This window comes from Ensifer sp. ENS10 (assembly GCF_014852025.1).
GTDB lineage: Bacteria > Pseudomonadota > Alphaproteobacteria > Rhizobiales > Rhizobiaceae > Ensifer.
This window is the reverse complement of sequence record NZ_JACVAS010000002.1, coordinates 655839-672797: the sequence shown is the minus strand read 5'-3', so window position 1 is coordinate 672797 and position 16959 is coordinate 655839. Positions and strand designations below refer to the sequence as shown.

At 63.8% G+C, this 16959-nt stretch carries 21 protein-coding genes; 13 read left to right on the top strand and 8 right to left on the bottom strand.

Annotation, left to right across the window (positions count from 1 at the left end; genetic code table 11):
* Nucleotides 1-95: 95 nt before the first annotated feature.
* Nucleotides 96-479 (bottom strand): VOC family protein, encoded by a 384-nt coding sequence (locus tag IB265_RS10280; RefSeq protein WP_057253652.1) that lies wholly within the window; start codon nucleotides 477-479, stop codon nucleotides 96-98.
* Nucleotides 480-680: 201 nt separating this feature from the next.
* Complete coding sequence (locus IB265_RS10275; protein WP_057253656.1) at nucleotides 681-1565, bottom strand: NmrA family NAD(P)-binding protein; 885 nt, start codon at nucleotides 1563-1565, stop codon at nucleotides 681-683.
* A gap of 199 nt (nucleotides 1566-1764) precedes the next feature.
* Here IB265_RS10275 and IB265_RS10270 point away from each other — a divergent pair, with 199 nt between their 5' ends.
* The 4 genes from IB265_RS10270 to IB265_RS10255 all read left to right on the top strand — a co-directional run bounded on the left by IB265_RS10270 (nucleotide 1765) and on the right by IB265_RS10255 (nucleotide 4625).
* Entirely contained in the window at nucleotides 1765-2169 is a 405-nt protein-coding gene (locus tag IB265_RS10270) for a helix-turn-helix domain-containing protein (RefSeq protein ID WP_057253658.1), read from the top strand.
* A gap of 367 nt (nucleotides 2170-2536) precedes the next feature.
* Nucleotides 2537-3817, top strand: a complete 1281-nt coding sequence (locus IB265_RS10265; RefSeq protein WP_057253660.1) for an NAD(P)/FAD-dependent oxidoreductase — start codon at nucleotides 2537-2539, stop codon at nucleotides 3815-3817.
* Nucleotides 3818-3879: 62 nt separating this feature from the next.
* Nucleotides 3880-4260, top strand: coding sequence for a VOC family protein (locus IB265_RS10260; RefSeq protein ID WP_057253662.1), 381 nt, complete (start codon nucleotides 3880-3882; stop codon nucleotides 4258-4260).
* A complete protein-coding gene (locus IB265_RS10255) occupies nucleotides 4260-4625 on the top strand; it encodes an NIPSNAP family protein (RefSeq protein WP_057253664.1) in 366 nt (121 codons plus the stop codon). Before IB265_RS10260 ends, IB265_RS10255 begins: the two co-directional genes overlap by 1 nt.
* A 61-nt stretch (nucleotides 4626-4686) precedes the next feature.
* Here IB265_RS10255 and IB265_RS10250 read toward each other — a convergent pair whose 3' ends face one another.
* Entirely contained in the window at nucleotides 4687-5406 is a 720-nt protein-coding gene (locus tag IB265_RS10250) for an aspartate/glutamate racemase family protein (RefSeq protein WP_082616040.1), read from the bottom strand.
* Nucleotides 5407-5591: 185 nt separating this feature from the next.
* Between IB265_RS10250 and IB265_RS10245 the strand changes: the two genes are divergently transcribed.
* The 4 genes from IB265_RS10245 to IB265_RS10230 all read left to right on the top strand — a co-directional run bounded on the left by IB265_RS10245 (nucleotide 5592) and on the right by IB265_RS10230 (nucleotide 8673).
* The gene (locus IB265_RS10245; RefSeq protein WP_057253667.1) at nucleotides 5592-6056 is read left to right on the top strand and encodes an Lrp/AsnC family transcriptional regulator; all 465 of its coding nucleotides are present in this window, start codon (nucleotides 5592-5594) and stop codon (nucleotides 6054-6056) included.
* A 6-nt stretch (nucleotides 6057-6062) separates the two neighbouring features.
* Nucleotides 6063-6656, top strand: coding sequence for an isochorismatase family protein (locus tag IB265_RS10240; RefSeq protein ID WP_057253669.1), 594 nt, complete (start codon nucleotides 6063-6065; stop codon nucleotides 6654-6656).
* Nucleotides 6657-6781: 125 nt separating this feature from the next.
* Nucleotides 6782-8050 carry an NAD(P)/FAD-dependent oxidoreductase gene (locus tag IB265_RS10235; protein ID WP_192494772.1) on the top strand — a complete coding sequence of 423 codons (1269 nt, stop codon included), beginning with the start codon at nucleotides 6782-6784 and terminating at the stop codon, nucleotides 8048-8050.
* A 170-nt stretch (nucleotides 8051-8220) separates the two neighbouring features.
* On the top strand, nucleotides 8221-8673 hold the full coding sequence (locus tag IB265_RS10230; protein ID WP_156414710.1) for a hypothetical protein: 453 nt from the start codon (nucleotides 8221-8223) through the stop codon (nucleotides 8671-8673).
* A 25-nt stretch (nucleotides 8674-8698) separates the two neighbouring features.
* On the opposite strand, the gene IB265_RS10225 is transcribed toward IB265_RS10230, so the two are convergent.
* On the bottom strand, nucleotides 8699-9424 hold the full coding sequence (locus IB265_RS10225) for a bifunctional 2-polyprenyl-6-hydroxyphenol methylase/3-demethylubiquinol 3-O-methyltransferase UbiG (RefSeq protein ID WP_057253674.1): 726 nt from the start codon (nucleotides 9422-9424) through the stop codon (nucleotides 8699-8701).
* 270 nt (nucleotides 9425-9694) lie between these two features.
* On the opposite strand from IB265_RS10225, the gene IB265_RS10220 reads away from it, so the two are divergent.
* The gene (locus IB265_RS10220; protein ID WP_199536405.1) at nucleotides 9695-10135 is read left to right on the top strand and encodes a hypothetical protein; all 441 of its coding nucleotides are present in this window, start codon (nucleotides 9695-9697) and stop codon (nucleotides 10133-10135) included.
* Between the two features lie 3 nt (nucleotides 10136-10138).
* Entirely contained in the window at nucleotides 10139-11371 is a 1233-nt protein-coding gene (locus IB265_RS10215; RefSeq protein ID WP_057253677.1) for an HlyD family secretion protein, read from the top strand.
* A 385-nt stretch (nucleotides 11372-11756) separates the two neighbouring features.
* Here the strand turns inward: IB265_RS10215 and IB265_RS10210 are convergent, their stop codons facing one another.
* Together IB265_RS10210 and IB265_RS10205 are read right to left on the bottom strand one after the other, a co-directional pair.
* The gene (locus IB265_RS10210; RefSeq protein ID WP_057253679.1) at nucleotides 11757-12245 is read right to left on the bottom strand and encodes a GNAT family N-acetyltransferase; all 489 of its coding nucleotides are present in this window, start codon (nucleotides 12243-12245) and stop codon (nucleotides 11757-11759) included.
* A 181-nt stretch (nucleotides 12246-12426) separates the two neighbouring features.
* Nucleotides 12427-12858 (bottom strand): rhodanese-like domain-containing protein, encoded by a 432-nt coding sequence (locus IB265_RS10205; RefSeq protein WP_057253681.1) that lies wholly within the window; start codon nucleotides 12856-12858, stop codon nucleotides 12427-12429.
* A gap of 86 nt (nucleotides 12859-12944) precedes the next feature.
* Between IB265_RS10205 and ftrA the strand changes: the two genes are divergently transcribed.
* A complete protein-coding gene (ftrA, locus tag IB265_RS10200) occupies nucleotides 12945-13970 on the top strand; it encodes a transcriptional regulator FtrA (RefSeq protein WP_375293060.1) in 1026 nt (341 codons plus the stop codon).
* Nucleotides 13967-14554 carry an immunity 26/phosphotriesterase HocA family protein gene (locus tag IB265_RS10195; RefSeq protein WP_113133719.1) on the top strand — a complete coding sequence of 196 codons (588 nt, stop codon included), beginning with the start codon at nucleotides 13967-13969 and terminating at the stop codon, nucleotides 14552-14554. The genes ftrA and IB265_RS10195 overlap by 4 nt, the downstream gene beginning before the upstream one ends.
* A 10-nt stretch (nucleotides 14555-14564) precedes the next feature.
* Here IB265_RS10195 and IB265_RS10190 read toward each other — a convergent pair whose 3' ends face one another.
* Nucleotides 14565-15548: a nucleoside recognition domain-containing protein gene (locus IB265_RS10190; protein ID WP_057253685.1), complete on the bottom strand. Its 984-nt coding sequence runs from the start codon at nucleotides 15546-15548 to the stop codon at nucleotides 14565-14567.
* A gap of 116 nt (nucleotides 15549-15664) precedes the next feature.
* Here IB265_RS10190 and IB265_RS10185 point away from each other — a divergent pair, with 116 nt between their 5' ends.
* Complete coding sequence (locus IB265_RS10185) at nucleotides 15665-16120, top strand: Lrp/AsnC family transcriptional regulator (protein WP_057253687.1); 456 nt, start codon at nucleotides 15665-15667, stop codon at nucleotides 16118-16120.
* A gap of 83 nt (nucleotides 16121-16203) precedes the next feature.
* On the opposite strand, the gene IB265_RS10180 is transcribed toward IB265_RS10185, so the two are convergent.
* Nucleotides 16204-16953 (bottom strand): SDR family oxidoreductase, encoded by a 750-nt coding sequence (locus IB265_RS10180; RefSeq protein ID WP_057253689.1) that lies wholly within the window; start codon nucleotides 16951-16953, stop codon nucleotides 16204-16206.
* Nucleotides 16954-16959 lie beyond the last annotated feature (6 nt).

Genomic DNA, 16959 nt, shown 5'->3' with positions numbered 1-16959 from the left:
AGCCCCCAGGGAAACAAGCCCAGGGGAACCCGCAAAGCATGGTCGCGATCCGTCCGTGCACGTCGTTTTCGCAAAGCTTGTCCGCTACGGCAACCCTAGCCGTTGTAGACGACTGAAATCTTGTTTCCGGATGGATCGCGCATGTAGGCGGAGTACCAGTCGGGCCCATAGTGTGGACGCGGCCCGGGTGCGCCTTCGTCCGCCCCGCCATTGATCATGGCGGCCTGGTAGAAAGCATCCACCTCCGCGGGCGACTTGGCCATGAACCCGACCATGGAGCCGTTTCCGGCGGTCGCCGGCTCACCGTCAAAAGGTTTGCAGACCCACAGGACAAAGCCTTTGCCGGCTCCGCCTTCGGAATAGGCGCGCCAGTCCGGAAACTCTATGTGCTTGCTCCATCCGATGGTCGCGAGAATTGCGTCATAGAAGGCATTCGAGCGGGCGCAGTCCAAGGCACCCACGGTCAAATAAGCGCTCATAATGTCCCCCTTTCTCCGGTGGTGAAGGTGGGGGGAATGCATAGCGCATCATACTGAACATAACAAGAACAAAATGTGGCGACGGCGACTGACAAGATCCTGCTGCCGGGGCGGAAGACGCAATTGGGCATCTCCCTCGTCGCAATCTGGGAGCCCGGCACGGATGGCCGGGCTCGCGTCGTTTCGGACCGGATTCCTTCCTCAGCCGGCAAGTCTCGCCTTGCTCGCTTCCAGGAAAGCGCCGAGCTTTACCGGCGTTGCACCCGTCAGAGACGTCACGTCGTTCGTGACCATGTTGATATGGCCTTCGCGGGTGTTGGCGTCGAAGGAGACGACGATCGGGATGAGGAAGTCCGGCAGGCCGGCGCCCTTCAGGCCGCCTGCGAGCGCCTCGTCCGAGATGTGCACGACATCGAGCCGCTTGCCGGTCGCCTTGGCGACGAGGGCCGCGATCTCGTCGGTCGAGCGCAGCTCGCCGCCGGTCAACGTATAGGTGCGGCTCTCGTTCACAGCTGAGGCAAGCGCAGCGGCGGCTGCCCTGGCGGCATCGGCGCGGGCGATGTGGGCGAGGCGGCCTTCGCCGGACGAGGAATACCATTGCCCGGTCTCAAGCGCGTGCGGCAGGGCCATGAACAGGTTCTCCATGTACCAGCCGTTTCGCAGGATGGTGTAGGGGATGCCGGTCGCCTTGATGGCGTTTTCGGTGCCGAGATGATCGGGCGCGAAGGGGATCACCGATGTCTCGGGGCTGGGCATGGAGGTGTAGAGGATATGCTTGGCGCCGGCCTTCTTCGCAGCTGCCACGGCGGCGAGGTGCTGCTTCAGGCGCTTGCCCGGCTGATCCAGCGCGTCGGTCGAGATGATCAGGATCCGGTCGGCGCCGGCAAAGGCCTTGTCGAGCGAGGCCGGGTCGTCGAAATCGGCGACGCGGGCCTGAACGCCCTTGGCCGTGTAGTCGGCAAGCTTCGCCGTGTCACGGCTGGTGGCGATGATCCTCGCCGGCTCGACGCCGGAGCCAAGAAGCTGGTCGAGCACGAGCTTGCCGAGCTGGCCGGTCGCGCCGGTGACGAGCAATGTATCGGACATGGTCTTTCCTTTTCCTCTAAACCTGAGACGGGATGGCCGCGGGAGATCGCCCGCACTTTCCTCGCTCGTCGTTGATGCCGGCGGCCTGGGAGGTCGCCGGCACATGGTCTCTTTTTGAGACTTGCTCTTATCTCGTAATCTCGGTACAGCTGTAAAGGAGGCAGTTTTTTCTGCTGTGGTTACAGGAAGGGTACCGCCTATGAACAAGCTGACCGGGGAAGTGAAGGGCAAGCGCGTGGCGATCGTCTGCGGCGTTCCGATGGACATGGAGAACTGCCCCGTGCGCGACGTCATGGACAATATCGGCGGCAAGTGGAACTCGCTGATGATCCTGTCGCTGGCCGACGGTCCCTTGCGTTTCTCGCAGCTTCGCCGGCTGATCCCCGACATTTCCCAGCGCATGCTGACCCAGACGCTGCGCGACCTGCAGCGCGACGGCTACATTCACCGCACCGTCTTTCCGACCCAGCCGCCGAGCGTGGAATATGCGCTGACCGATCTCGGCCGCTCGCTGCTTGGCCTGCTCAAGCATTTCGTCGACTGGTCACTGGAAAACCACGGAGCGATCCGCGCGGCACGCGAGGTGTACGACGCGGAGGCGTAGTGCGTTTCCCTGCCGGTGCGAAATTCGCCGTGGGGGCCAATTCATTGGTGCATGCGGCGCTTTCTCTCTCGTTCCGGGCTTTCGCTAGCGAAGTTTGCCCCTCACCCTAACCCTCTCCCCGCGGGCGGGGAGAGGGGACGTGGACGATGGCCGCCTTCCAACCAGGACTGCTGTCAGAGCATGCCGCAGTGGTGTGAAGCGAGCGGGTGCCGCGAGTCTCCTTCGCCCCGCTTGCGGGGAGAAGGTGGCCGGCAGGCCGGATGAGGGGCGGTTGCGAGGCGCGACCTCGTGTCCCGTCGTGCAGACTTGCCCTAGCGCCTTGATTTTCCCTATAGTTTCGTCGACTTCCACGTCACCTCGGGGACCCATGAAGACACTTGATATCGGCATTGCGGGCGCTGGCCCGGCGGGGCTCGCGGCGGCGCTGATGTTGTCGCGGCAGGGGCATCGGGTGGAAATCCTCGAACGCTTCGACGTGGCCTCGCCGGTCGGTTCCGGCCTGATGCTGCAGCCGACGGGACTGACGGTGCTGAACGCGCTCGATCTGCTGCCGTCCATGCTTGCCCTCGGCAGCCGGATCGACCGACTCTATGGCGCCGACGCAAAATCCGGCCGCACTGTTCTCGACGTGCGCTACGACGCAATTGCCGGTGGCCGCTTCGGGCTGGCGGTGCAGCGGGCGGCGCTTTTCAACACGCTGCATGATGCCGTGATCGCCGCCGGTTTGCCGGTTCGCACCGGCGTCACGCTCGCTGATGTTCGAATGGCCGGTGGCAAGGCCGTGCTTCTGGATGCAGAGCGGCGGGAGACGGGCGCCTATGATCTGGTGATCGACGCGAGCGGTGCGGGCTCGACGCTATCGGCCGGCTCCGCTGTCGCGCCCAAAGTGCGCGAGCTCACCTATGGTGCCTTCTGGGCTACGCTCGACAGCGACGGGCTCGTCCATGATCCCCACGCCCTGGTGCAGCGCTACGACCGGGCGCGGGTGATGATCGGTATCCTGCCGGCGGGCAGGGCGCAGGTCGGCGAGAAGGAGCGTGTCGCCTTCTTCTGGAGCCTGAGGGTCGCGGATGCGGACAGGGTACGGGAGGCTGGGCTCGACCGATGGAAGGCGCGTATCCTCGACTACTGGCCGGATTGTGCGCCCTTGCTCGATCAGGTCGCCGACTGGGAGCAACTGACGCTGGCGCGCTATGCGCATCGCACCATGCGCCCGCTCGCCTCCGGCCGTATCGCCTTCCTCGGCGACAGTGCACATTCGACGAGCCCGCAGCTCGGGCAGGGGGCGAACATGGCGCTTCTCGACGTGGCGGCGCTGGCGCATGCGCTGGAGACCACGCCGGATCTTAATTGCGCCCTTGCCACCTATGCTGCCGCGCGGCGCAATCATGTCGCGCTGTTCCAGCTTCTGTCGCTGGCCTTTACGCCGTTCTACCAGTCGGACTCGGCACTTCTCGCCTGGCTGCGCGACCGGCTGGTCGCGACGATCGCCCGCACGCCGCCGATGCAGGCGCTGCTCGCCTCGATCGTCTCGGGCACGCTGATCGATCCCTTCGCGCCGGCCGGGCTTGCCGAATGCGATTGGCAGGCGTTCGGCGCGCGCCCGGACGGCCTGCTGCGATCCGCCTCGGACGCGATTTCCGCCTGAGCAGTCGACGAATCCTGTATCGAGGGCAACGGGATGGCGGATGGAGGGATGGAGAAATTGCGATGACCGAAAGCGTGGCGGCCATACTGGTGCATGTTCCCGACACGGAAGCGGGGCTCGCCTGGTATCAGCGTGCTTTCCCAACGGCACAACGCCGGTGGCTTCAGGCGTTCGACTTCGCCTATCTCAAGGTCGGCACGGTGGATCTCGAAATCGTTCAGGCGGACGAGAAGGTGGCGAGTGGTGCCGCAGGTTCCGTCGTCTACTGGGCGGTCGAGGACTTCGACCGGGCGCTTGCCCATTTCGAAGCGCTCGGCGCACCTCTCTATCGTGGACCGATGGCGATCCAGGAGGGGCTCTGGATGTGCCAGGTGCGCGATCCCTGGGGCAATTGCATCGGCCTTCGCGGTCCGAGAACCGGATATAAGAGAGAGGAAGCCTGATGCCGGATAGTCCCGTCACCTGTGAAATCCGCTACCGGCTCGCGCAGGGCCGGATGACGGAGTTCGATGCCTATGCCCAAACCTGGATGACGCTCATCGAGCGGCACGGCGGAACGCACCACGGCTATTTTGTCCCGCGCGAAAAGCCCGAGGGCATCGGCACGAGCTTTCCCGGCCTTGGTGAAGAGGGCGCTGGCGATGTCGCCATCGCGCTCTTTACCTTTCCGGACGAGGCGGCTTACCGCCGCTATCGCCGTGACGTTGCCAGCGATCCGGACGGCATCGCGGCCAATGCGCGTTACGCGGACGATCCGCCGTTCATCAGCTACGAGCGCATCTTCCTGCAGCCGCTTCCAAGAAAATGACTGGACGCACAGCGGAGGGCGGATTTCCCGCCCTGCGTTTGCACCCGTTTCTCGGTCCCGTTCAGGCAGCCCGTGCCAGCAACGCGCCCTCGAGCGCAAACTCGACGGCAGCGTCCGCGTGGATCGCGGTGGAATCGAAGCCCGGCAGCGGCAGGGCCCTGGGGTCGAGGGTCAGGCAGATCTCGGTGCAGCCGAGGATGACGGCGTCCGCGCCTTCCGCCTCGGCCTTGTCGATCAGGTCGATCAACGCCCTGCGGGAAGAGCGCAGCACCTTGCCGGCGCAGAGTTCGTCAAAGATGACGTTGTGGACGAGCGTCCGGCCATCCGCGTCCGGCACCATGATGTCGATGCCGTGGCTCCGCATGCGCTCTGCGTAGAAGCCGTGCTCCATGGTATAGCGGGTGGCGAGCAGCAGCGGCTTGCGGCTGCCGGCGGCCTTGAGGCGGAGCGCCGTCTCGTCGATGATGTTGATCAGCGGGATGTTCACCGCCGCCTGCACCGCGTCTGCGATCAGGTGCATGGTGTTGGTGCAGATCAGCACGCAATCGGCGCCGGCCGCTTCCAGGCCACGGGCGACATCGGCAAGCCGCTTGGCGGCATCATCCCAGCGGCCAGCCTTCTGCAGGTCGACGATCGACTGGAAGTCGACGGAATGCAGCAGCACCTCGGCCGAGTGCAGCGCGCCCAGGCGCTCGCGAACCGCCTCGTTGACCATGCGATAATAGACCACCGAGCTTTCGAAGCTCATACCGCCGATCAGACCAATCTTGCGCATCGCCATTCCTCTTTCCCTTTATGGCGCGCCGGGCACGCCGTTGTTCGATGGCCAGAACTATGCGGCCGAAGCCGCCGGAATGGTTCGCTTTGTTCGCGAGAGGAATGCCGTTCGGCGCGAAAAATTTGCGCATAGAGGTAAATTTGTGCAAATATATACGGCATTGAATCGCATTGGGTGGAGGGATCGGCGTGCTTGACGAGAGAGACAGGAAGCTGCTTGGGCTGTTGCAGCAGGATGCCAGCGTCGCGGTCGGCGAATTGGCAGAGCGGGTCAATCTTTCGCTTTCCGCCTGTTCGCGCCGCATCCAGCGGCTGGAGGAGGCGGGTTACATCGCCAGGCGGATCGTCGTGCTCGACCGCGAGCGCATGGGCGTGCCGACCACCGTCTTCGCGCTGATCAAGACGGCGCATCATTCGGACGAGTGGATCGAGACGTTCCGCCGCGCGATCAGCGATATCCCTGAAATCGTCGAGGCACATCGATTGACGGGAAACCATGACTATATCGTCAAGGTCGTGCTGCCGCGCGTCGAGCACTACGACGTGGTCTACAAGCAGATCGTGCGAAAGGTGGAGCTCTTCGACGTTTCCGCCTCGATCTCGATGGAAATCCTGAAGAGCGGCACGGCGGTGCCGGTCGATTATGCGGAGTAAGAATCAATGACGGATGAGGCAAACGAGGCGAGCACCGCGAACGAAGGCGACGTTGCCGATGCGCTTGTGGTCGTCGATGTCCAGCGCGCTTTCATCTCCGGGCCGGAGGCGGTGCCCGGCCATGTCGGCCTTCAGCGCGCCGTCGGGGTTCTGTTGCGGCAGGCTCGTGCGGCAGGCGTGCCGGTGATCTTCCTGCAGAATGACGGACCCGAGGGTGCCTCCGACGAGCCGGAGACCGACGGCTGGCAGCTCTTCTTTTCGGCGGAGGCGGAAGAGGCGGTGGTGCGCAAACTGAAGGACGACGGTTTCGATGGCACCGACCTTGAGGATCTGTTGCGGGAGCGAGAGATCGAAACGATCGCAATTTGCGGCATGCTCTCGGAGATGTGCCTGGCGGCGACGGCCCGCACGGCGATCGCCAAGGGCTTCACCGTGATCCTCGCCAACGACGCCCATGCCACCTATGACGTGCCGCCCGGTCCCGGCCGCTCGCCGATGGTGCCGGCGCGTCTGGCCGCGCGCGCGGCCGAATGGTCGCTCGGTGACGAGATCGTGCTGGTGGACGCGGCCGACGAGATCACCTTCGCGACAAGGCCTTGATCGCCGGCCGTTCTTGACTTTTTGCAAGGGTGACATGAGGTGGCTGCGCTTGTCCTTGCTGACCACAACCCCAATCTTGTGGCATGTCCAATAGAAGGCCGGCTGGGAGCCAGCTGGAAGCAAACATGCAGGACAGGCATCATGTGGTCGTCGTTGGCGGCGGGTTCGGCGGATTGCAGCTCGTCAAAGGGCTCGCCGGCGCGCCGGTTCGCAGCACCCTCATCGACCGGCGTAACCACCATCTTTTCCAGCCCTTGCTCTATCAGGTGGCAACGACGCTGATCGCCACCTCGGAAATCGCCTGGCCGATCCGCAGCCTTTGGCGCGACCGGCCGGAGGTGACGACGCTGCTCGGCGAGGTGACGGATGTGGACGCGGCCGAAAAGGCGGTCGTTCTCAGGGACGGCAAGCGCATCGGCTACGATACGCTGGTGTTGGCGACCGGGGCGACGCATGCCTATTTCGGCCATGACGAATGGGAGCCCTTCGCCCCCGGCCTGAAGACGCTGGAGGACGCGACGACGATCCGCCGCCGCGTGCTGCTCGCCTTCGAGCGCGCCGAGCTGGAAGAGGATCCGGATGCCCGCGCAGCGCTCCTGACCTTCACCGTCATCGGTGCCGGCCCGACGGGCGTCGAGCTTGCCGGCATCATCGCCGAGATGGCGCATCGCACGCTTCCAGACGAATTTCGCCGCATCGATACGCGGCAAACGCGCGTGCTCCTGGTCGAGGCGGGTCCGCGCATTCTCGCTGCGTTCAGCGAGGATCTCTCGGCCTATGCGGTCAAGGAACTGGAGCGCCTCGGCGTCGAGGTTCGCACCGGCACGCCGGTGACATCCTGCACCGAAGAGGGCGTGATGATCGGCGCGGAATTCGTCGCCAGCCGCACGCTCGTCTGGGCTGCGGGCGTCCAGGCGTCACCCGCCGCCCGCTGGCTTGATATCGCCGCCGACCGCGCCGGTCGGGCGATCGTCGGCGCCGATCTGACTGCACCCGATCATCCCGATGTCTTCGTCATCGGCGACACGGCTTCGGTTACCTATGACGGCGGCAAGCCGGTGCCGGGCATTGCGCCCGCCGCCAAGCAGCAGGGCGCCTATGTGGCCGATGTCATCCGCGCGCGGCTTGCAGGCGACAATCCGCCCGCCGATTTCCGCTACCGCCACCAGGGCAGCCTCGCCACCATCGGCCGCCGCGCCGCGATCATCGATTTCGGCCGGTTCAAGCTGAAGGGCGCGCTTGCATGGTGGATCTGGGGCATCGCCCACATCTACTTCCTGATCGGCACGCGCAGCCGCTTCGCGGTCGCCTGGAGCTGGTTCTGGACCTATCTCAGCGGCCAGCACAGCGCCCGGCTGATCACCCAGAAGGAGACGTTGAAGGAGAAGGGCTGAGGGGTTCTTTGCCGCATGATTCCAGCCGACCGGAGGGCAAACATGCGGCAACTCCGAAAGGGCGACAGCGCTGCGCGTCGGCAAAGGCGTGCAGTGCTGCAGAATTGCACTTTCTGGATGGTGCTCTGATCTCTATGTTCCCGTCTCATTTCAGGGAGTCGGGGATCCAGATGACGAGACATCAGCGCTTGGGCTGCCTTTATGCCATGGCCTTCACGCTTGCCGGTTTCAGTGCTCCGGCTGCCGAAGCCGCGCCGTCCTGCCCCAAGATCAGCTACTCGGCGGAACGGGCCCGGCTGCAAAAGGTGCTCTCGGCGAATGCGTTCCCACGGGACGAAACCGCCTTCCTGCTGAGGGGTGTGGATCAACAGCTGAAGGAAATGCCCCAAATCCGCCTGAACGCACACGGCGCTGAATGCGGCATTCAGGCGGTACGTGCGCTCGTCCTGGGGTGCGTGAACAAAACACTCCCTGAGATGTTGGAGACGACGTCCAGGCCGAGCGCCAAATCCGGACAGGCCTATTGGGACAAAGCGAATGTTTCTCGTCGCGAAGCGGCCCTGATCGGGGTCACCCATGCGTGCCGCAGCGCGGCGATGGAAACATTCCTCTCAGGCTCGTGACGCGAGGGTGGGCCAAAGTGGCTACCTACTTCTCAACCTTCACGATCAGGATCATCGGGCGATCGACTTCTTCGGCAAGGGCAGGGATCTCCGCGATCTGCTCTTCCGTCGGGCGCCACTCCTCTACGTGGCGGATGGCAAAGCCCGTTGATATCAGCGTGTTGAGCGTCGTGCCTGTCGTGCGGTGGTGCTTGATCACGCCCTTTGCCAGCCAGTCGGTGGTGCGTGGTCCCTCGGCCGAATAGTGATCGACCGGCCAGGTGCGCTCGCCGTTCTCAAGCCGCCAGCCGGGATTGAGCGACGCCATATAGATCGGGTGCTCGACGGTGAAGACGAAGTGGGCGCCGGGCACGAGCGCCCGGTGGATGGTGGTGACGAGCCGGCCGAAATCCTCGACATAGTGGAAGGCGAGCGAGCTATAGGCGAAGTCGAAGCTCTCTTCGGGGAGGTCGAGCTGGTCGAGGTCGGCGATCCGGTAGTCGATCGCCGGATCGGACGTGTCGGCCCTGGCGCGGGCGATCATTTTTTCCGAGAGATCAAGTCCGAGCACCTGGGCCGCACCAGCCTCGCGGGCAAAACGCGAGAACCAGCCGAAGCCGCAACCGAGATCGACGACGCGTTTTCCCGACAAATCCGGCAATTGGGCGCGAATCGCCGGCCATTCGGCAGCACCTGCAAGGCCATGCACCGAGCGTCCGAGCTGGCTGTAGCCTTCGAAGAATTCCGGCTTGTCGTAAATGTTCTGGGCCATATCGGTCTCCTTCGGGGCAATGGGCAAGAGCGCGGTCGTCTGCCGCGCGCGATAGGGCGAGCGGGCATCGTTTGCCGTTACCTTGGGAACAGCATGCCGGCAAGGATCCTGCTCGAAACCTCCGGCATTTCAAAGTGCTAGCGCGTTGATCTGATAGGGCGCCGAGCGCCGCAAGGTCAAGTTGCGGCTGAGGTGCAAGGTTTTACTTGTGTTTTTTGGGGGTGTGTTAATGTACGATTCTCTTGGTCCAGTCCGTTTTGTGGAGGCGTAATGTCCGAGGCCATCCATCCCACTGCAATCCATCATTTGCCGGCATTCATCACGGCGCCGGGACAAAGCGACGTCCTGTTCAACGTCGTCGTCGTCTTCATGATCCTGGCGATCTTCGCCCTCGGCACCTTCTATCTCAGGCTGCATTCGCTGCCCGAAACCATGGCGCACAAGAGCCACAAGGTGCAATACGAGCTGGTGGCGGTGCTGGGGCTGATCTCGCTGCTCACGCACAACAACATCTTCTGGATCGCGGCGCTGATCCTGGCGCTGATCGACCTGCCGGATTTTTCGTCGCCGCTCTCGTCGATCTCCCGCTCTCTGGAGAGGATCGCCGGCAAGGTGGATGCATCAACTGAACCGGTGCCGCCCGAGCTCGAGCCGGTGGCGAGCCATCCGGCCGCACCTGCAGATCAGCCGTCGATGGAAGGGAAGGCCTGAGCCATGTTCGAATTCATGCTTTGCTCGATGCTGACGATCCTTCCTGACTATCTCTTCCGCCGCTATGTCCAGGGCAAAAGGTTCGGGCGGGAGATCACCATCTATTCGGTGTGGTTCGAACTGCGCTGGGGCATCACCGCCTGCATCATCCTGACGATCTCGCTGATCACGCTGATCTTCTACTTCCACCCGTCGACGAAGAATGTCACCGCGGCGTTCCGCACGGTCGCCATCCTGCCGGAAGCCGGCGGGCGCGTTTCGGAAATCTATGCGACGCGCTTCGAGAAGGTGAAGGCCGGCCAGCCGTTGTTCAAGCTCGACAGCTCCGAACAGGAAGCCGCCGCCGAGGTTGCCCGCCGCCAGATCGCCGAAGTGGAAGCGGAGCTCGCCGTCGCTCGCACCGAGCTGGTCGCCGCCGATGGCGCGATCGTGGAAGCCCAGGCGGCCGTGCAACAGGCTCAGGACGAGTACGACACCCAGGTCGAACTCAACAAGCTGAACCCCAACGTCGTCGCACGGCGCGAGATCGAGCGTCGGCAGGTCAACCTCGAAGGGCGCAAGGGCGCACTCACCGCTGTCCTTTCCAACAAGCAGACACTGGAGACCAAGCTCGTTTCACTGCTGCCTTCGCAAAAGGCGAGCGCCGAAGCGGCCCTGAAGGAGGCGGAGGTCGATATTAGCAAGACCACCGTGCGCGCCGGCGTGTCCGGCCGGGTGCAGCAGTTCGCACTCCGGGTCGGCGAGGTCGTCAATCCGCTTCTGCGGCCAGCGGGCGTTCTCGTCCCTGAAGATGCCGGCCGGGCGCAGCTGGTCGCTGGCTTCGGGCAGATCGAGGCGCAGGTGATGAAGGTCGGCATGATCGGCGAGGCCACCTGCATCGGCAAGCCCTTCACCATCATTCCCTTGGTCGTCACCGACGTGCAGGACGTGATCGCCTCCGGCCAGGTGAGGGCGAGCGACCAGCTGATCGACGTCGCCCAGATCTCGCAGCCCGGCACGCTCACCGTGGTCATGGAGCCGCTCTATCCCGGCGTGCTCGAGGACATTCCGCCCGGCAGCAGCTGCATCGCCAATGCCTATACCAACAGCCATGACGAGCTCGAGTCGCCCGATATCAGCACCGCCCGCTGGGCCTATCTGCACGTGGTCGACGCCGTGGGCCTCGTCCATGCGATGATCCTGCGCATGCAGGCCCTGATGCTGCCGGTGCAGACGCTGGTGCTCGGCGGGCATTGAGGGGGCGGTGTAGCCTCTGCAGTGCCCCTGCGGCAGTCAATATAAGGGCCCCGACCGGAACTGGTCGGGGCCCTTTCTCTTTGCCTGTTCCTCAAATGAACTGAGCCTCCGCGGGGAACGGAGGCTCAGGCGCGCAATAAAAACAAATAAAGCAACTGCACGGCAATAAAAACGCAACCATACTACTCTTCCGGGGATTGTATGTTTGCGGTGTGCAATTACAGGTGCAGTGTGACAAAAGCGGGGTCTGAAATCAATCAAATTTATGTGGCATTTGAGTAGTCAATTCGAGCTAGGCAGGGCCGCGCGGCGGCCTGCCCAAGCGGATTAGAAAGGCTTTGCCGGGGTTAGACGTCATTTTTGCGGCCCATGGCCAGGCTGATCGCTAGCTTTCGCCGCCATCCGCGGTGATCTCCACCGGCATCGTCCAGGGTTCCCAGATCGCATCGTGGCTGCCGCCTTCGCGTCGGTAAAAACGCTTGGCGGCGTCGTTGGTCGCAAGCACGGTCCAGTTGATGCGCGGCGCGCCGATCCTGGCGGCGTGGCGCTTCAAAGCTGCGATCAATGCGGCGCCTGCGCCCGAGGAACGTGCTGTTTCATCAACGAAAAGTTCCTTCAGCACCAGCGTCGGCTTCAGATCGTAGGTCCACGGGATGACATAGTGTACGGCGATGCCGACTGCACGACCGCCGAGATCCGCGACGAGCACGCCGAAGCGCGGGTTATCGCCAAGCCCGTGTTCGATGAGATCCGCTTCGGTCACGAAAAATTTGTCGATGTAACCTTCGAAGATTGCAAGGCCGCGCATCAGCTCCAGCACATCAGTCACGTCGTGGCGTTCGAAGGGGCGGACGGTGAGGGGTGATGCGTTCATCTCGACATCTCGTGCAAGGGGGGTACCCGTTAGGTGTGGGTTACTGAAGGCCGGCGGGGACGCCGGCCTTGCTGCAGATTCCTTGGATAGCAACCCATTTAGGGACAATTATCCAGCGGTTCGAAGTGCCGTAGCGATCTTGAACAAGGCGCACGCCGCAGTGGTGCGCGCTGACCGGCGCTCAGGCGGCGAGCAGGGCCTGCGCTTCACCCGGTGCTGCGCCGGTGGCGAAGGCGAAGCCTTCGTCTTCCCAGCCGGTGATGCCGCCGATCATGATCTTCACGGGGCGGCCGAGGCGGGCGAGCTTGAGGGCCGCCTGATCGGCGCCGTTGCAATGCGGGCCGGCGCAGTAGGCGACGAAGATGGTATCTTCAGGCCACTCGGCCATGCGCTCGGCACTGATCTCGCGGTGGGGCAGGTGGATCGCGCCCGGCACGTGGCGGCGGGCATAGGCAGCGTCCGAGCCGACCACATGCAAGAGCACGAAATCCTGCTCGCCGCTCTTCAGCGCATGGGCGACGTCGGCGCAATCGGTTTCGACGCTGAGGCGCCCGGCGAAATGGGCAATGGCAATCTCGGGGGAAGCAGCGGGGGTTTCGGTGACGTAGCTCATCGGGGCTCTCCTTGGCTCGGTGCGTGTTGACGAAGAGATATGTAGCAGCACCCGATGAGGGCTGGCAGTTGGCAACATTGCCATATATGCTCAAGATCATGCCAAAGTCGTTTTCCGCTACCCGATCGCTCCAAAATCCGCTCGTCGTGGCGCTCGCCTATGACGGGCTGTGCACCTTCGAGTTCGGCGTCGCCGTCGAGATGTTCGGCCTGCCACGGCCGGAAATGGGCGAGGACTGGTATCGCTTCGCCGTCGCCTCGGTCGATCCCGGCGAGCTGAGGGCAACCGGCGGCGTGCGCTTTGTGGCCGATGGCGGCATCGAGCTTCTGGCCGAGGCGGGCACGATCATCGTGCCCGGTTGGCGCGGCGCGGACCAGCCGGTGCCGGAGGCAGTCTGCCAGGCACTGCGGGATGCGCATCAGCGCGGCGCGCGCGTCCTTTCCATCTGTTCCGGCGTCTTCGTGCTGGCGGCGGCAGGCCTGCTTTCGGGCCGGAGGGCGACGACCCACTGGCGCTATACCGACAAGCTTGGGGCGTTTTATCCTGACATCGAGGTGGTGCCCGATGTGCTCTATGTCGATAGCGGGCAGGTGCTGACGTCTGCCGGCAGTGCCGCCGGCATCGACCTCTGCCTGCATCTGATCCGCCGCGATTTCGGCAGCGAGGCGGCCAACCGCGTGGCCCGCCGCCTGGTCGTGCCGCCGCACCGCGACGGCGGGCAGGCGCAGTTCATCGAGCGGGCGGTGCCTGATGTGCACGAGAGCGCCCGGCTCGGGCCCTTGCTCGACCGTATGCGCGAACGGCTGGGTGAAGACTTCTCGATCGCCGTGCTGGCAAAGGCGGCGGGCATGAGCGAGCGCACATTCCTTCGCCGCTTCGAGGCCGCGACCGGCACGACGCCGGCGCGCTGGCTCTTGACCGAGCGGCTTTCCCGCGCCCGGCAATTGCTGGAGGAAACCGCACTTGGCATGGAGCAGGTGGCCGAAGCCTCCGGCTTCGGCTCGACCCAGACGCTGCGACACCACTTCCGCCAGCAGCTTTCGACGACACCTGCCGCCTACCGCGCGGCGTTTGGGCGAATCTTAGCGGCTACGAACCTGGCTGCGGAATGACCTTGGCGGTATACGTTGCGTCGGCGTGCGCGCTCCTTGCGATCTCCGAAGTTGACAAAATAGGGACAAATGGTGTGACGAGCTCAAAGCCAAAGAGGGTCAGGCGCAAGGTCGGCGATATCCTGCGCATCGACCTGGGGTCTGGCCAGCACGCCTATGCGCAGGTTGCGAGCGAGCCGTTGATTGTCTTTTTCGACGGCGTGTTCACAAAAGACGTCGCAATCGAGGAAATTCCTACGCTGCCCGTCGTGTTTACGCTTGGTGTGTTCAGGTATGCAGTGACCAAGGGTGTATGGCCTGTAATCGCTTCGCAGCCGTTGACGCCAGAAAATGCGCAGGAGCCCTTCTTCTTCAGACAGGACATCATCAACGGCCGCCTCTTTCTCTATCATTCCACCTTCGCCGATCAGAATTTTGAGCGTCCTGCCTCCCTTGCTGAATGTACAGGCCTCGAATGCGTCGCGGTATGGGAACCGGAGCACGTCGTTGACCGGCTACGCGATCATGCAGCGGGGCGGCCGAACCGATGGGCCGAGGCGCTGAAAATCGACACGGCCCGCCTGACATCACCAAGCCGAGCTTAGCCGCTGGCCGCTACGCCTCCGACAGCGCAGGTTCGGTACCGTCCTTGCGAAAGAAGGACCGGAAGAACACGGCGTCCGGCGCCGAGGCGATGACCCGGGCGACGATGGCTGTTGCCGCAATGGCAAAGACGAGACGCCCGAAGAACACGCTGGTGAAATCCGCGCCCAGCGCGACGACCACCAATGTGTCTTCTATCAGGCTGTGGCCAAAGCCCATGAAGACGCAGGCGAGGAAGACCTGGCGCGGCTCGACCTTGGCTTCGCGGGCCTCGCGGATCAGCAGTGCACCACCGTAGGAGATACCGAGGAGCACGCCGACGGCGGCGAAGGGCACCGTTTGCGACTGGATGCCCGCAAGGCGGAAGAGTGGCGCCATGCCCCGGTTCAGCCAGCCGAGGATGCCGACGAGCTTCAGAATCTCGATCGTCCAACTCAAGGCGAGCAGCACCACGAGCATGGTGGCGAGCGTCTTCAGCGTGCTCAAGCCGAAGGCGAGCCAGCCGGAGCCCTCGTTGACCGGTATCCATGTGGGATTCAGCGGCGTGGTGAGCCATCCGGTTACCGCGAAGACTTGGTGTAGCAATGCCGCGAAGACGAGGCCGCCGCCAATCCTGAATGCTCCGGTGACGAGGAAGCTCGGCCCGGCCTTTTGGATGATGCGCTGCTCGATCGGGATGGCATGCGCCACCAGCATCAATGCCGAAAAGACGGTCATGTCGGCAGTCGTCAGCTCCGAGACCGGGACCAGCGCGAAGACGACGACGACCGCCCCCCAGATGCCGACAAGCAGGCCGGTCAGCCAGGCGAAGGCAAGCTCTGGCGGCAGGCCGACGAGTGTCATCAGCGGCTCGAAGGCGGGTGCGACCGCGCGGATGACGCCGAGTTCCTGCAGCACATGGGTAACGATCGTAACCGGCACGATGATGCGGACCAGGTCAAGGTAGACTTCGAGTGTGGCGAGCGTCTTGCGGTAGAAAATCATGTGAACGGCCATGACGGTGTCTCCTTGAATGTGTTGTCCAAGGACTAGCGCGAGGCCCTTCGCAGTTGTGGTCAAAATATGCACTTTCATGCAATAAAATTGCAAATGGCTACAACAGGGGGACGGAGATGGACAAGATCGACAGCAAGCTTCTGAGGCTGCTGCAGGAGGATGCGTCGCGCACCAATGCCGATCTCGCGGCTGAAGTCGGCCTGTCGCCGTCAAGCTGCCTGCGCCGCATAAGGCGCCTTCACCAGACCGGCGTCATCGACCGGATTGTCGCTGTCCTCAATCCGGCAAAGGCCGGGCGAACGATGAAGGCGATCATTACCGTGGAGCTCGAGCGTCACGGCGAACAATTCGTCCGCCGCTTCCTCGACATGGCCGCCAAGGAGCCGGCGGTGATCCAGGCCTATAGCGTCAGCGGCGAGACCGATGCGCTCTTGATGCTGCGACTGAAAGACATGGACGAGCTCGACGCGCTGACCGAGCGGCTTTTCAAGGAAGAGAGCAACGTTGCGCGCTATTACACGTCGTTCGTGATCCGCACCGGCAAGGAGACGACGGAGATTCCGCTGGGGTAGGGTCGCATCGGGACACTCGGTATCGCCGCGCGCTTGGTTCGCGCCGGGGCAACGTGCCCCGGCGCACAAGACTGTCGCGACCGTCACTTCACCGCAGCATTGCCGCCATCGGCAAAGAGCGCCGCACCGGAGACGAAGCTTGCCATCGGGCCGGAGAGGAAGAGGGCGGCCTGGGCAATTTCTTCCGGCTGGGCGATGCGCTTCATCGCGTGCAGGCCGGCGGCCCATTCCTTCTGCTCCTTGCTGCCGCCCGCCGGCGTATCGACTCCACCCGGGAGCAGGGCGTTGGCGCGGATGCCCTTTGCGCCATAGTCGGCGGTGATGCCCTTTACGAGGCCCATCAGTCCGGCCTTCGCTGCGCCATAGGCGGCCATGCCGGGAATGCCGACGCTGGTGCCGACGAAGGTGGAGGTGAAGACCAGCGATCCGCCATCACGCGCAAGCATCGCCGGGATCTGGTGGCGGGCGCCGAGAAAGGCGGAGGTGAGGTTGGTGGCAAGCGATTGCTGCCATTCCGAAGCGGTGATCTCGGCGACCGGCTTCATGACGTTGACGACGCCAGCATTGTTGACGGCGATGTCGAGACCGCCGAACTGTTTCAGCGCCGCCTCCACCAGCCGGATATGGGTGGCTTCGTCGGTAACGTCGCCGCTGACGGCGATCGCTTCGCCGCCATCCTCGCGGATCGCCTCGACAACGGCCGTAAGCTGCGCCTTGCCGCGGGCATTGGCGACGATCTTCGCACCCTCGGCGGCGAAGAGCTTGGCGACTGCGCGGCCGATGCCCGAGGAGGCACCGGTGACGATAACGATCTTGTCTTGCAGCATGGTCATGGACTT